At 60.2% G+C, this 13,283-nt stretch carries 10 protein-coding genes; 4 read left to right on the plus strand and 6 right to left on the minus strand.

Features of this window, described 5'->3' with window-relative positions:
• The first annotated feature begins 128 nt into the window (after window positions 1-128).
• Together ettA and gdhA are read left to right on the plus strand one after the other, a co-directional pair.
• Window positions 129-1,793: an energy-dependent translational throttle protein EttA gene (ettA, locus tag AOA62_RS01280; protein WP_056858231.1), complete on the plus strand. Its 1,665-nt coding sequence runs from the start codon at window positions 129-131 to the stop codon at window positions 1,791-1,793.
• 347 nt (window positions 1,794-2,140) lie between these two features.
• On the plus strand, window positions 2,141-3,478 hold the full coding sequence (gene gdhA, locus AOA62_RS01285; protein WP_099547621.1) for an NADP-specific glutamate dehydrogenase: 1,338 nt from the start codon (window positions 2,141-2,143) through the stop codon (window positions 3,476-3,478).
• On the opposite strand, the gene AOA62_RS01290 is transcribed toward gdhA, so the two are convergent.
• The 5 genes from AOA62_RS01290 to AOA62_RS01310 all read right to left on the minus strand — a co-directional run bounded on the left by AOA62_RS01290 (window position 3,475) and on the right by AOA62_RS01310 (window position 7,741).
• Window positions 3,475-3,963, minus strand: coding sequence for a GreA/GreB family elongation factor (locus tag AOA62_RS01290; protein WP_099547622.1), 489 nt, complete (start codon window positions 3,961-3,963; stop codon window positions 3,475-3,477). The genes gdhA and AOA62_RS01290 overlap by 4 nt on opposite strands.
• A 112-nt stretch (window positions 3,964-4,075) precedes the next feature.
• A complete protein-coding gene (locus tag AOA62_RS01295) occupies window positions 4,076-4,429 on the minus strand; it encodes a hypothetical protein (protein ID WP_099547623.1) in 354 nt (117 codons plus the stop codon).
• 248 nt (window positions 4,430-4,677) lie between these two features.
• Window positions 4,678-4,983 carry a chorismate mutase gene (locus AOA62_RS01300; RefSeq protein WP_017139296.1) on the minus strand — a complete coding sequence of 102 codons (306 nt, stop codon included), beginning with the start codon at window positions 4,981-4,983 and terminating at the stop codon, window positions 4,678-4,680.
• A 288-nt stretch (window positions 4,984-5,271) separates the two neighbouring features.
• Window positions 5,272-7,125: a DUF4105 domain-containing protein gene (locus AOA62_RS01305; protein ID WP_099547624.1), complete on the minus strand. Its 1,854-nt coding sequence runs from the start codon at window positions 7,123-7,125 to the stop codon at window positions 5,272-5,274.
• Window positions 7,126-7,252: 127 nt separating this feature from the next.
• On the minus strand, window positions 7,253-7,741 hold the full coding sequence (locus AOA62_RS01310) for a DUF3015 domain-containing protein (RefSeq protein ID WP_017139294.1): 489 nt from the start codon (window positions 7,739-7,741) through the stop codon (window positions 7,253-7,255).
• 280 nt (window positions 7,742-8,021) lie between these two features.
• Here AOA62_RS01310 and AOA62_RS01315 point away from each other — a divergent pair, with 280 nt between their 5' ends.
• Together AOA62_RS01315 and AOA62_RS01320 are read left to right on the plus strand one after the other, a co-directional pair.
• Window positions 8,022-10,460, plus strand: a complete 2,439-nt coding sequence (locus tag AOA62_RS01315; protein WP_056858239.1) for a Lon protease family protein — start codon at window positions 8,022-8,024, stop codon at window positions 10,458-10,460.
• Window positions 10,461-10,762: 302 nt separating this feature from the next.
• On the plus strand, window positions 10,763-11,092 hold the full coding sequence (locus AOA62_RS01320) for a hypothetical protein (RefSeq protein ID WP_099547625.1): 330 nt from the start codon (window positions 10,763-10,765) through the stop codon (window positions 11,090-11,092).
• Window positions 11,093-11,450: 358 nt separating this feature from the next.
• On the opposite strand, the gene AOA62_RS01325 is transcribed toward AOA62_RS01320, so the two are convergent.
• Window positions 11,451-13,274: a hypothetical protein gene (locus tag AOA62_RS01325; RefSeq protein WP_099547626.1), complete on the minus strand. Its 1,824-nt coding sequence runs from the start codon at window positions 13,272-13,274 to the stop codon at window positions 11,451-11,453.
• Between the last annotated feature and the right edge of the window lie 9 nt (window positions 13,275-13,283).

The raw sequence follows: 13,283 nt of genomic DNA on the forward strand, positions 1-13,283 counted from the left end.
GCGTTCCAGCCCCAGACATTCAGGCTTTTTCCGCTCGCAGGCATTGATGATAGTCAACGGCCCGCGCGGCGCATGGCCTGCACGGGCTTCGCCCGCTTAATTCATCAGTCACTGACGCTAGGTTCACCATGGCTCAATACGTCTTCACCATGCATCGGCTGGGAAAAGTTGTTCCGCCGAAGCGGGAAATCCTGAAAAATATTTCGCTGTCCTTCTTCCCCGGCGCCAAGATCGGCGTGCTCGGCCTCAACGGTTCGGGTAAGTCCACGCTGCTGAAAATCATGGCCGGCGTCGACACCGAGTTCGAAGGCGAAGCGCGCCCGATGCCCGAACTGAACATCGGCTACCTGCCGCAAGAGCCGATCCTGGACCCGACCAAGACCGTGCGTGAAGTGGTCGAGGAAGCGGTGGCCGTGATCAAGAACGCCCAGGCCCGCCTGGACGAGGTCTACGCCGCCTACGCCGAAGAAGATGCCGACTTCGACAAGCTGGCCGCTGAACAGGCCAAGCTCGAAGCCATCCTGCAGGCTGGCGACGGCCACAACCTGGAGCGCCAGCTGGAAGTCGCCGCCGACGCGCTGCGTTTGCCGGCGTGGGATGCCAAGGTCGAATTCCTCTCCGGCGGTGAAAAACGCCGTGTGGCCCTGTGCCGCCTGCTGCTGTCGGCTCCCGACATGCTGCTGCTCGACGAACCGACCAACCACTTGGACGCCGATTCCGTCGCCTGGCTGGAGCACTTCCTGCACGATTTCCCGGGCACCGTGGTAGCGATCACGCACGACCGCTACTTCCTGGACAACGTCGCCGGCTGGATCCTCGAGCTCGACCGTGGCGCCGGTATCCCTTACGAGGGCAACTACTCCGGTTGGCTGGAAGCCAAGTCCGACCGTCTGGCCGCCGAATCCAAGCAGCAATCGGCCCACGAAAAAGCCATGAAGGAAGAACTGGAGTGGGTGCGCAAAGGCGCCAAGGCCCGCCAGTCCAAATCCAAGGCACGTCTGCAACGCTTTGAAGAAATGCAGTCGCAGGAATTCCAGAAGCGCAGCGAAACCAACGAGATCTACATCCCGGCCGGCCCGCGCCTGGGTGACAAGGTCATCGAATTCAAGAACGTCTGCAAAGGCTATGGCGACCGCGTGTTGATCGACAACCTGTCGTTCTCCATGCCAAAAGGCGCGATCGTCGGCGTTATCGGTGGTAACGGTGCGGGTAAATCCACACTGTTCCGCATGCTGATGGGCAAGGAAACCCCGGATTCGGGCAGCATCGAAATCGGTGAAACCGTGCAACTGGCCTGCGTGGATCAAAGCCGCGAAGACCTGGACGGCAGCAAAACGGTATTCCAGCAAGTCTCCGAGGGTTCCGACCAGATCCGCATCGGCAACTATGAGATTCCGTCGCGCACTTACGTCGGCCGTTTCAACTTCAAGGGCGGCGATCAACAGAAGTTCGTCAAGGACCTGTCCGGTGGTGAGCGCGGTCGCTTGCACCTGGCACTGACCCTGAAAGAAGGCGGCAACGTGTTGCTGCTCGACGAACCGTCCAACGACCTCGACGTTGAAACCCTGCGTTCCCTGGAAGAGGCCCTGCTGGACTTCCCGGGCGCCGCCATTGTGATCTCTCACGATCGGTGGTTCCTTGACCGCGTCGCGACGCACATCCTGGCGTACGAAGATGACTCCCAAGCGGTGTTCTTCGAAGGTAACTACACCGAGTACGAAGCGGACCGTAAGAAGCGTTTGGGCGATGCTGCTGCCCAGCCGCACCGTGTACGGCACAAAAAACTGGCCTGAGTTGGCTGGTTTGAAAAAGCGGAGCCTTCGGGCTCCGCTTTTTTTTGCGTGTGTTTCAGGAAGACCGAGGTGGATTTATCGCAGGCAAGCCAGCTCCCACCTTCGACCGCATTTCACATTGGCAACCCGATCAAATGTGGGAGCTGGCTTGCCTGCGATAGCGGTTTCACGGTTGGTGCATTTACTGATTTGAAATCCCCTTATTGGTGCAAAAAATCAAAGTAATTTATATATAAAGCACCATTTAAATTCACAAAGGCGACATTTTGCGCTTTTCAGGTGCAACATGAATTGCTAAGGTCCGGCTCAATCTCATTTAAAAACAATCAATTTGCCGAGACTTCTCCATGATCGAATCTGTCGAATCCTTCCTTTCGCGCCTCAGGAAACGCGACCCCGACCAGCCGGAGTTCCACCAGGCCGTAGAAGAAGTCCTGCGCAGCCTGTGGCCGTTTCTTGAAGCCAACCCCCACTACCTGACCTCGGGCATTTTGGAGCGCATCTGCGAGCCGGAACGCGCGATCACCTTCCGGGTGTCGTGGGTGGATGATCACGGCAAGGTGCAGGTCAATCGCGGGTTTCGCATCCAGATGAACAGCGCCATCGGCCCCTATAAAGGCGGCCTGCGTTTTCACCCGTCGGTGAACCTGGGCGTGCTGAAATTCCTCGCCTTCGAACAGACCTTCAAAAACTCCCTGACCTCGCTGCCCATGGGCGGCGGCAAAGGCGGCGCGGACTTCGACCCCAAGGGCAAGAGCGACGCCGAAGTGATGCGCTTCTGCCAGGCGTTCATGAGCGAGTTGTACCGCCACATCGGCGCAGATGTGGATGTGCCGGCTGGCGATATCGGCGTGGGTGCGCGTGAAATCGGCTTCCTGTTTGGCCAGTACAAACGCCTGAGCAACCAGTTCACCTCAGTGCTGACCGGCAAAGGCATGGCCTACGGTGGCAGCCTGATCCGCCCTGAAGCCACCGGCTTTGGTTGCGTGTACTTCGCTGAAGAAATGCTCAAGCGCAACGGCCAGCGGGTTGAGGGCAAGCGCGTGGCCGTCTCCGGTTCCGGCAACGTCGCGCAATACGCAGCGCGCAAAGTCATGGACCTGGGCGGCAAGGTGGTTTCCCTCTCCGACTCCGAAGGCACCTTGTACGCCGAAAGCGGTTTGACCGAGGAGCAATGGTCGGCGCTGCTGGAGCTGAAAAACGTGCAGCGCGGCCGCATCAGCGAACTGGCCGTGCGTTTCGGCCTGGAGTTCCGCCAAGGCAAAACCCCTTGGGAGTTGGCCTGCGACATCGCGCTGCCCTGCGCGACCCAGAACGAACTCGACGCCGACGCCGCCCGCACGCTGCTGCGCAACGGCTGTCTCTGCGTGGCCGAAGGCGCCAACATGCCGACCACTTTGGAGGCTGTGGATATCTTTATCGAGGCGGGCATTCTGTTCGCACCGGGCAAAGCCTCCAACGCCGGTGGCGTGGCCGTGAGTGGCCTGGAAATGTCGCAGAACGCCATGCGCCTGCTGTGGACCGCGGGCGAAGTCGACAGCAAGTTGCACAACATCATGCAGTCGATCCACCATGCCTGCGTGCATTACGGCGAAGAAAACGGCCGGGTCAACTACGTGAAGGGCGCGAACATCGCGGGCTTTGTGAAAGTCGCTGATGCGATGCTGGCCCAAGGCATCGTCTAGGCCTCGGGTTCGACCCGCAGCACTTCGATCAACTGATCGCCGACGGGGCGCTTCCACAGTACTTCGTCGCCGACCTGGGCGCCCAGCAATGCGCGGCCCAGCGGTGAGCCCCAGTTGATCAGGCGGGCGTGGGCGTCGGCCTGGTCTTCGCCGACCAGTTGAATGCGCTGCTGCTCGTCCTGCTCGTTGGCGAAGGTGACCCAACTGCCGATTTGCACCTTGTCGGTAGACGTCGCTGGTGGCATCACCTGGGCGCTTTGCACACGCTGGTTGAAGTAGCGCAAATCGCGCTCAAGGTCCGCCAGCCGCTGCTTATTGTCCCGGGCGGATTCGAGGCTGTATTCCTGCTGCAACTGCGCAACCTTGGCCTGCAACTGCGCTAACCCTTGCGCGGTGAGACGATTGGGCTGTTCACTCACCAGGCGCTCCACCGGCTGGTCGGCCTGGGCGGCGGCGTTGTCCTCATTTACAAAAGCTCGGCTCATGGAGTTCTCCCTCTATGGAGTTTGGGCCATGATCGCCGCGTGATCGTTCCCACGCTCTGCGTGGGCATGCAGCCCTGGACGCTCTGCGTCCGCTTTTCAGAAAAACCACCTACTACTGGCGATAGACGCGGGCAGCGTCGCGATCCTTCTCCTGTTGCCAGGCGCGTTCACGGTCATCCCAGTGGTTGTCCTTGTAGTCGCGCAACTCCTCGTTCTCGCGCATGGCCTTGCACTGGCGAAAGCCATCTTCCCAGCCTTCGGCGTATTGACGGTCTTTGAGATAGCGCGGCACATTCTTGCGAAACTCCCCACTGATGACCCCAGCGGCCTGGCGACCACTGCTGCAACCGTCGTCAAAGCCATCGGCAAAGGCCGGAGGATAACCCTTGGCGATCAAATCCTGATGGGTGGACTGGCAACCCGACAACCACACTAGCGCACACAGCATTACTGCAGACCGCCACATGGCGTACTCCCTGGCCGCTTTACGGCTGATAGGGGAAGTCTAGTCAGGGATTTGTCGGGGAGGCGTGAAAGGGCGGTGAGAAAAGTGTTGAGTTAAAGGGCCAGGCCACGCTCTGCGCGGGAACGACCTAAAGACAGGCGCTGTCCTGTGGCGAGGGAGCTTGCTCCCGCTGGGGCGCGGAGCGGCCCCAAAAGATCGGGGCTGCTGCGCAGCCCAACGCAGGGCAAGCCTGCTCGCCACAAAGGGGGTTATGTCGTCTGGTCGGTCGTCAGTGCGGCATGTTCAGCCAGCTCTTGCTGAATAAACGCCGCAATCATTGCGCGATACACCTGCTCAGTGACCTCAGGGTTGGCGCCCACCGCCTCGGATAAACCCCGCACTTTGGCGATCACCTGTTCAACCCGTTGTGGCGCCTTGACGCCATCGGCGTCTTTCTTAAAGCGCGCAGCCTGGGAAACGTAGTGGCCGCGCTCGGCCAGCAGGGTGACGATTTGTTGGTCGAGGCGGTCGATGTTTTCGCGGACTTGTTCAAGGGAGGTGCAGTTAACAGCCATGTTGATGGAACTCCTGATTGCGATGTGTCGGGATATGCACGGACCAAATGTGGGAGCGCGCGTGCTCGCGAAAGCGGTGAGTCAGTCAATGCATCATTACCTGGACGACCGCCATCGCGGGCAAGCCCGGCTCCCACCTTTGAACTGTGAACGGCGCAGAGCTCAAGTCAGGCGCAAAAAAGTGTGGGAGCTGGCTTGCCTGCGATAGCGGTATGTCAGCTAAAAATCAACAACTGACACTCCGCCATTGATCGCTCCCACGCTCTGCGTGGGAGCGATCTGGGGTGGTTAGTAGTGATACCACTTCACTTCAAGCATCACTTCATTCACTGGCGTCGACAAATGGCTGTACTCACGCTGGGCACTCAACCGCAGGCCCAGGTTGCGCGACAATTCCCACTGCTGGTTCAGGCTGATACTGCGCCGCACTTCGCCATTGGTGAAGAAATCACCCTTGGCCTCAAGGCTCAGATTCCCCAGCGGGTTTTTCCACAGCACGCCGGTGTTGAACCCGGCAGCCGGTGAGATGGCTTCGCTGAAGTCGTTGTTATGTTCCACACGCACGGTGCCGAGGGCAAAACCCAGCATGTCGTCGGTGAGTTGCCAGGTACCGCCGGCGCCGCCGTTGACATGGGCGACGAGGGTTTCGTCGTCGTGCTTGCCCGGCACGCGCTCCAGGCCGCCGGTCACTTGCCATGACCACGGCTGCAACAGCGCATTACGCGGGGTCAGGGAGCGGATGGTGGCCAGGTCCAGCTGTTGCAGTTGCCAGTGGTTGCCTTCGTATTGGCGCAGTTTCATCTGCAAAATTTCAATCTGCGCGCCCAGCGGGAAGCCTTCGGCGTTGTCATTGAGGTCGTGGTAGGCCATGCGCAGGCCGTATTCGCCGAAGGTTTTGCTGCCGCGGGTGCCGATGCCGGCTTGCCAGGTGCGCGACTCGTGGCCGTCTTCGGGCAGGCCGGGGCGTTCGATTTTAAGGTCGGGCGCCGGGTTCTGGTTGATCGCGCGCAGCAGTTCGAAGCTGCGTTGCGAGCGTTCGGTGTCGCGCTCCAAGCCATTGGCGCGGTAGCGGCCGAGGCGATAGGCGGCGTCGATAATCAGTGCCTGACGCTCGCGGGGCAGGGCTTTGAAGGCCGGCTCCTGCAATTGCTTCTGGTCATCGCTGATTTTCAGCACCCATTGCTGCTCGTCGCCATCCAACGGTTTGGCGCGTTCGAGCAGTTCACGTTCGCGGGACGGGCGATAGTCGATTTTCTCCACCAAACCCGCTTCTTTTACCGCTTTAACGGTGTCGGTGGGGATCGCCGTGAGCGGGAATTGCTCGGTCAGGCGCAGGCTCGGGCGCGCCACTTGCAGCAGCTCCAGCAGGCGATAGGAGCAGTTTTCATCGAAGAAGAAGTAGTCGAACTGGATCTGCTTGAGCTCCCACACGTGCCGGACCATGCGCTCGGTCTCAAGCTGGGTCAGGTTGAGGCGGTATTCCCACAGGTCGCGGTTTTCGAGGCTACGGTATTCCGAGAGCTTTTCCTGGTACGGCACCAGCGCAAACAGGCCGGGATAGCCGCCCATCAGGCCTTTCCAGGCATAGAGAATGCTGTTGTCGGAGCCTTCGATATAGGCGCCGAAGTTGATCGCGTAGCTCAGCAGCGCGGTGTTGTTGCTCTGCACGTCAGCCTGGTCGATACGCAGCAGGGTGTGGCCGAACATCGACGACGGGCTGTTGAGGTAGGCCGCCGGGAAGATCATCACCGCGCTGTGGGGCGCGACGTCCTTGAACCATTGGGTGAATTCTTTGCACTCCAGCGCGGGCAAGTCGGTGAGGTTCAACTGACTCTTGAGCCAGCGGGTACGTGCGGGGTAAACGCATTGGGCGTGCTTTTCGCCGAGGCTGGCCGGGGCGTACAGCGCCTCAACGGTGGCCTGCAGTTCCTGGTCCGGGTGGTGGGCGCCATCGGGGGCGAGGAAGAACTTTTTGTCGCTGACATAGCTGCGCCAGCCCTTGAGCTTGCCGGCTTCGTAATGGCCCAAAGACAGCCAGAACGGATCGTTGGCCAGTTGCTGCAAACGTTGATCATCAATATGCGGCGCCGCGTACAGCGGGGCGCAGGCGAAGAGTGCCAGCCAGGCAAAGCGTTTGAGCATAAGGGCAACTTAAGTCGGAAGTAGTGAGACCCAAAGGGGAGGCGGGCCCAAAAATAGAACCAAAAATAGAACCAAAAATAAAACCAGAAATAAAACCCGCGCCTCGAAAGGCGCGGGCCAGTCGAGCTTAAGCCTGGGTGGCGTATTTGGCCAGGCGGGTATCGCTTTTCAGTACAGCCAGGGTGTTGTTGTGCACGTCGTCGGCGGTCACGTCAGCTTTGCTGAAGATCTGCTGGAAGTGCTCGTGGGTCACGGCCGCGAAGTGCTCGCGATCTTCCGGTGCAACGCCCAGTACCACCGCGTAGGTGGTCAGCGCTTCGCCGTTGCCTTTGGCCATGTCTTCGGACAGCTCGTTCATCATGCCATTCATGGCAATCCAGGACTTGCCGCCGTAGGTCAGGGCGCTGTTGGTGCTGCAACCGTTGGTGCCCGAGGTCATGCCGAAAGTGGCGTTACCCGAGGTGCCGTTGGTGGTGGAAGCGAGGAAGTGAGCGGGAGTACCGCGCTGGCCTTCGAACAGCATGTTGCCCCAACCGCAGTTCGGGCCACCTGGCGATTCAGCCATTGCATTGAGGGAGACAACGGTGAAGAGAGTACCAAGAAGGATCCGTTTCATAGCTTTGTTCTCTTTGTGTGCAAACCAATGGACAAGGGTTCAGGCGCGTCGCAGCGCCCTAGGGGCCAGTTATTAGTCCAACCCGCGCAGTTTGGAGTTTAGGCACGTTCCTAGGGTTCCGTTATTTTTTATAAAACAATCCGTGTGGTTGTCGAGCGTGGCAGCGATTTTTTTGTAAGACGCATCCCCTGTCTATGCTTTCCCACAGGCTCGCCTTGCCAGAGCGCGTCAGCGAGAGCCAGAATGCCGTCATCTGCCCCGCCTGATGTAAGGAAGCCCGATGCCTGATCCTGTTGCTGCCAGCTTGCGTCTAGCGCCCGAAGCGCTGACTCGCCCTTTCTCCGCTGAACAGTTCAGCTTCTCGACCACCAATGATTTGGAGCCCTTTCGCGGTGTGCTTGGCCAGGAACGCGCAGTAGAAGCGTTGCAGTTCGGTGTGGCGATGCCACGCCCCGGTTACAACGTGTTTGTCATGGGCGAGCCCGGTACCGGCCGCTTTTCGTTCGTCAAACGCTACCTGAAAGCCGAAGGCAAACGCCTGCAGACCCCGGCGGACTGGGTCTACGTCAACAATTTTGACGAGCCGCGCGAACCGCGTGCCCTGGAATTGCCGGGCGGCGCTGCGGCGGCGTTCATCGCCGATATCAACGGCTTGGTCGACAACCTTGTCGCCACGTTCCCGGCCGTGTTCGAACACCCGACCTATCAACAGCGCAAAAGCGCCATCGACCGCGCCTTCAACCAGCGTTACGACAAGGCGTTGGACGTGATCGAGCGCCTGGCGCTGGAAAAAGACGTGGCGCTGTACCGCGACAGCTCCAACATCGCCTTCACGCCGATGCTCGACGGCAAGGCGCTGGACGAAGCCGAGTTCTCGCAACTGCCGGAAGTCGATCGCGAGCGCTTCCACACGGATATTTCCGAGCTGGAAGAGCGCCTCAACGAAGAACTGGCCAGCCTGCCGCAGTGGAAGCGTGAGTCCAACAACCAACTGCGCCAATTCAACGAAGAAACCATCACCCTGGCCCTGCAACCTTTGCTGGCGCCTCTGTCGGAAAAATACGCAGAGAACGCAGGCGTTTGCGGTTACCTGCAAGCCATGCAGGTCTACCTGCTGAAAACCGTGGTTGAGCAATTGGTCGACGACGCCAAGACCGACGCCCAGGCGCGCAAGCTGCTCGAAGAGCAATATTGCCCAAGCCTGGTGGTGGGCCATTCGGTCAATGGCGGCGCGCCGGTGGTGTTTGAACCGCACCCGACCTACGACAACCTGTTCGGCCGTATCGAATACAGCACCGACCAAGGCGCGCTCTACACCACCTATCGCCAGTTGCGTCCGGGCGCGTTGCACCGCGCCAATGGCGGTTTCCTGATCCTGGAAGCCGAGAAAATGCTCAGCGAGCCGTTTGTGTGGGACGCGCTCAAGCGCTCCTTGCAGTCGCGCAAGCTGAAGATGGAATCGCCGCTGGGCGAGCTGGGCCGCTTGGCCACCGTGACCCTCAACCCGCAGATGATCCCGTTGCAGGTCAAGGTCATCATCATCGGCTCGCGCCAGCTGTACTACGCGTTGCAGGACGCCGACCCGGACTTCCAGGAGATGTTCCGCGTGCTGGTGGACTTCGACGAAGACATCCCGATGGTCGACGAAAGCCTGGAACAGTTCGCCCAGTTGCTCAAAACCCGCACCTCGGAAGAAGGCATGGCGCCGTTGACCTCGGACGCGGTGGCGCGGTTGGCCACTTACAGCGCACGGTTGGCGGAGCACCAAGGGCGTCTGTCGGCGCGCATTGGCGACTTGTTCCAACTGGTCAGCGAGGCGGACTTTATCCGCCACCTGGCGGGCGACGAGATGACTGATGCCGGCCATATCGAACGGGCGCTCAAGGCCAAGGCCACGCGCACCGGGCGTGTATCGGCGCGGATTCTCGACGACATGCTCGCCGGGGTCATCCTGATCGACACCGCCGGTGCGGCGGTCGGCAAGTGCAACGGGCTGACCGTGCTGGAAGTCGGTGATTCGGCGTTCGGCGTGCCGGCGCGGATTTCCGCCACGGTGTACCCGGGCGGCAGCGGCATTGTCGACATCGAGCGCGAAGTTAACCTCGGCCAGCCGATCCACTCCAAGGGCGTGATGATCCTCACCGGTTACCTGGGCAGTCGTTATGCCCAGGAATTCCCGCTGGCGATCTCGGCCAGTATCGCGTTGGAGCAGTCCTACGGTTACGTGGACGGTGACAGTGCGTCGTTGGGCGAGGCGTGTACCTTGATTTCGGCCTTGTCGAAAACGCCGCTCAAGCAGTGTTTTGCCATCACCGGCTCAATCAACCAGTTCGGTGAAGTGCAGGCGGTGGGTGGGGTCAACGAGAAGATCGAAGGCTTCTTCCGCCTCTGTGAAGCACGCGGCTTGACCGGCGAGCAGGGCGCAATCATCCCGCAGGCCAACGTGGCCACGCTGATGCTCGACGAGAAGGTGCTGCAAGCCGTGCGCGACGGGCAGTTCCATATCTATGCCGTGCGCCAGGCCGACGAGGCGCTGAGCCTGTTGGTGGGCGAGCCTGCCGGTGAGCCGGACGAAGAAGGGCAATTCCCCGAAGGCACAGTGAATGCGCGCGTGGTTGAGCGGTTGCGTGCGATCGCCGAGATGATCAGTGAGGATGATTTGAAGGAGGCGGAGAAGGAGCTGGCCCAGCAGGCGTTGGCGCAAACCCAGCCAACCTGATCTGCTGTTCGGAACGCGGTAAATGTGGGAGCTGGCTTGCCTGCGATAGCGGTGGGTCAGCCAGCAGAAGTGTCGGCTATGAGTCAGTCATCGCAGGCAAGCCAGCTCCCACATTGGATCGGTGGTGTTTCGTCACAAAATTGACTCCCATTTCAGGGACCAACGCCCGTTGGTCCCTACAACCTTGGTTTGTACTGGTTTTCTTCTATTCTGACTTTTAGGGATATCCACAGGAGTCGCAGGACAGAGACAGCCTCCCCGCGTGATTGAGGCTGAACACCGATCTACCGAGGGGCGCCGCCATGTCGCGCAACCTTTGCCTTACCCGCCAATGCCTGGGCCTGGTCACCCGTATCGAATGCTCCATTCGCCCGCTTGCGGGGGATAACGGCATGTGGACCTTGTTGTTTGCTGCCGGCATGACCGGCGAGCAGCCGTCCACCATCAAGTCCCAAGGCCCTTTCCATGGGCCATTCGTGGCAGAAACCATTCTGGAGTCGATTGTGCAAAGCCTGACCTTGCACGGCTATGCGCTGGCCGATGACCCGCAGATCTGGTGCCTGCACCTGCAGGCCCATCTGCGACAACTCAACGGCGGGCGCTCGCATCCGGTCAGCGATACTCACCATTGATCGTTCCCACGCTCCGCGTGGGAATGCCGCTCCGGACGCTCCGCGTCCCGCAGCCAGCGCATGTTCAAGCCGTGTGCAGGTGACGCGGAGCGTCACGGGATGCATTCCCACGCGGAGCGTGGGAACGATCGATAGCCTGACGTTGCATGGCTATGCGCTGCTGATGACCTGCAGATCTGCGACAACTCAACGGCGGGCGAGGGCGATTGGCGCTGTGATGATCGTTCCCACGCTCCGCGTGGGAATGCCGCCCCGGACGCTCCGCGTCCCGCAGCCAGCGCAGGTTCAAGCCGTGGGCAGGTGACGCGGAGCGTCACGGGATGCATTCCCACGCGGAGCGTGGGGAGGATCGGCGGGGTTACTTGCTCTCGGGCTTATCCAGCTTGACCTCAAAACCGTATTGCACGGTGTTCAGTTCGGTGCGCTGGTAGCTTTCCAGGCTGGTCGGCTGGCCGTAGAAGTAATGCACATCAAACAGCGCCGTGCCGTATTCCTCGGCGCGGTGGCTCACGCCGAGGATTTCCTTGAGGTACTTGCCCGTGGCGTCCTTGGCGTAGAAGCGCCAGCTGTCGGCGGGGAATTCCTTTTGGTCGACGATCAGCGCGTTGTCCTTGAGCGACAGGCCTTTAGGCAGCTTGGCCACGTCTATCGTGTTTTTTTCGATGGTGGCCAAAAACAGCGGCACCGAGCCCACCACAAAGGCCGGGTTTTCCGGGAACAGGTTGAGGTCATAGGTGAGTGTGCCGCTGCCGGCGTTCAGCTCGAAGGCCTCGGTGGGCAGTTCAATCGGCTCGCCGCGCTCGCCTTTGTCGTCCGCCGTGAAGAAGGTGATGGGCGCGTCGCTGTTGTTGCGATCAGCACCGACCAGGTCGTCATTGAACGTGAACGGGTGGTCAAACACGATCTTCGCCGCGCTGGCGTCTTCGGTCGACTGGGTGATGGTCACGCTTTTTTTCAGCTGGTCCTCGGTCATGGCGGCGTCTTTAAGCCAACTGGCGGCGCTGTCGTCGTACACGGTGACCGGCATCGGCAGCGCTTGCACGCTGCTTTGCAGGCTGTTCTTGTCGAAGCGCTGCACCGGCAGGTCCAGGTCTTTGCGGGTGAGGGTGGCTTTGGAGAAGTCCAGTACATCGACCTGCAGGGTGTCGATCAGGCCATTGAAATACACCTTGGCGTAGTGGCTGCTCTGTTTGTGCTCGAAGGCTTTTTGTTCGTCGGTGAGTTGTTTTTCAAAGGCATCCGACCAGGCATTCTGCTTTTGCATCTCGGCCAGTTGTTTCTCGTAGAACGCCACTTGCGCGGCATTTTCGTTGATTGAACCCGAGCGGGTCAGGTACTGCCCGGTGCTGTCGCGGGCCTGCACCAGCAATGGGTTGGGCGATTCATCGCCGACTTCCGGCGCCAGCGGTTCGCTGTTGGTCAGTTCAATCTCGGCGTAGTTTTTTTCAAGCAACAGCAGGTTGAGGGTGATATTGCCTTCGGTGCGCTTGTGGCCTACGTCTTTTTTCGACAGGTCGAAGGTCAGCACCTTGCCCGGCGCGACCACTTCAACCGAGCCTTTGAGGCTGACTGGCTGCGGCTGGCTCTTGTTGTCGGTCTCGACGCCTTCGATAAACGGGTAGGTTACGGTCAAGTCATCGGGGTTGGTCAGGTTGGAGCTGCTGGGGCTCAACTGGATACCCGGGTCGGTTTCCGACCATTCCGGCTGGAAGGGGATGACTTTATTGTTGCTCAAGGTCACCGACTGCCATTCCAGGCCGTGGGGGAAGGGGAACTGGTCGGGGCTGTTGGAGCTGAACGGGAATACCGGCTGCAAATCGGTCAGGTAGTCGGAGTGCGAGGCTTTGCGCAGCACGAACAGGCCGTTGATGTAGGTGTCGACCAAGGCTTGGGGCGTGGGGTAGTGCGTGAGCAGGGCCAGGGTATCTTCACCGTATTCGGCTTCGATAGGCTTGTTGGCGAGCTTGACGCGCGCCCGTTCCAGCAACAACAGGGAGCCGCCGAGGTCGGCGATGGCGTCTCTGAGTTTGGGGTCTTGAATGCTGTCCAGCGATTGTTCGAACTTTGCGGTTTTCTCTTCGAGGGTGGCCTGCTTCTGCTCTTCTTTCGGGGAGCAGCCACCAGCCATCAGCAACACCGCACACAGGCCAAGGGTGGCCAAAGGGGATCGCACATCCGTCATCTGAATCTT

Source organism: Pseudomonas sp. 2995-3 (assembly GCF_002742565.1).
Classification (GTDB): Bacteria; Pseudomonadota; Gammaproteobacteria; order Pseudomonadales; family Pseudomonadaceae; genus Aquipseudomonas; species Aquipseudomonas edaphica.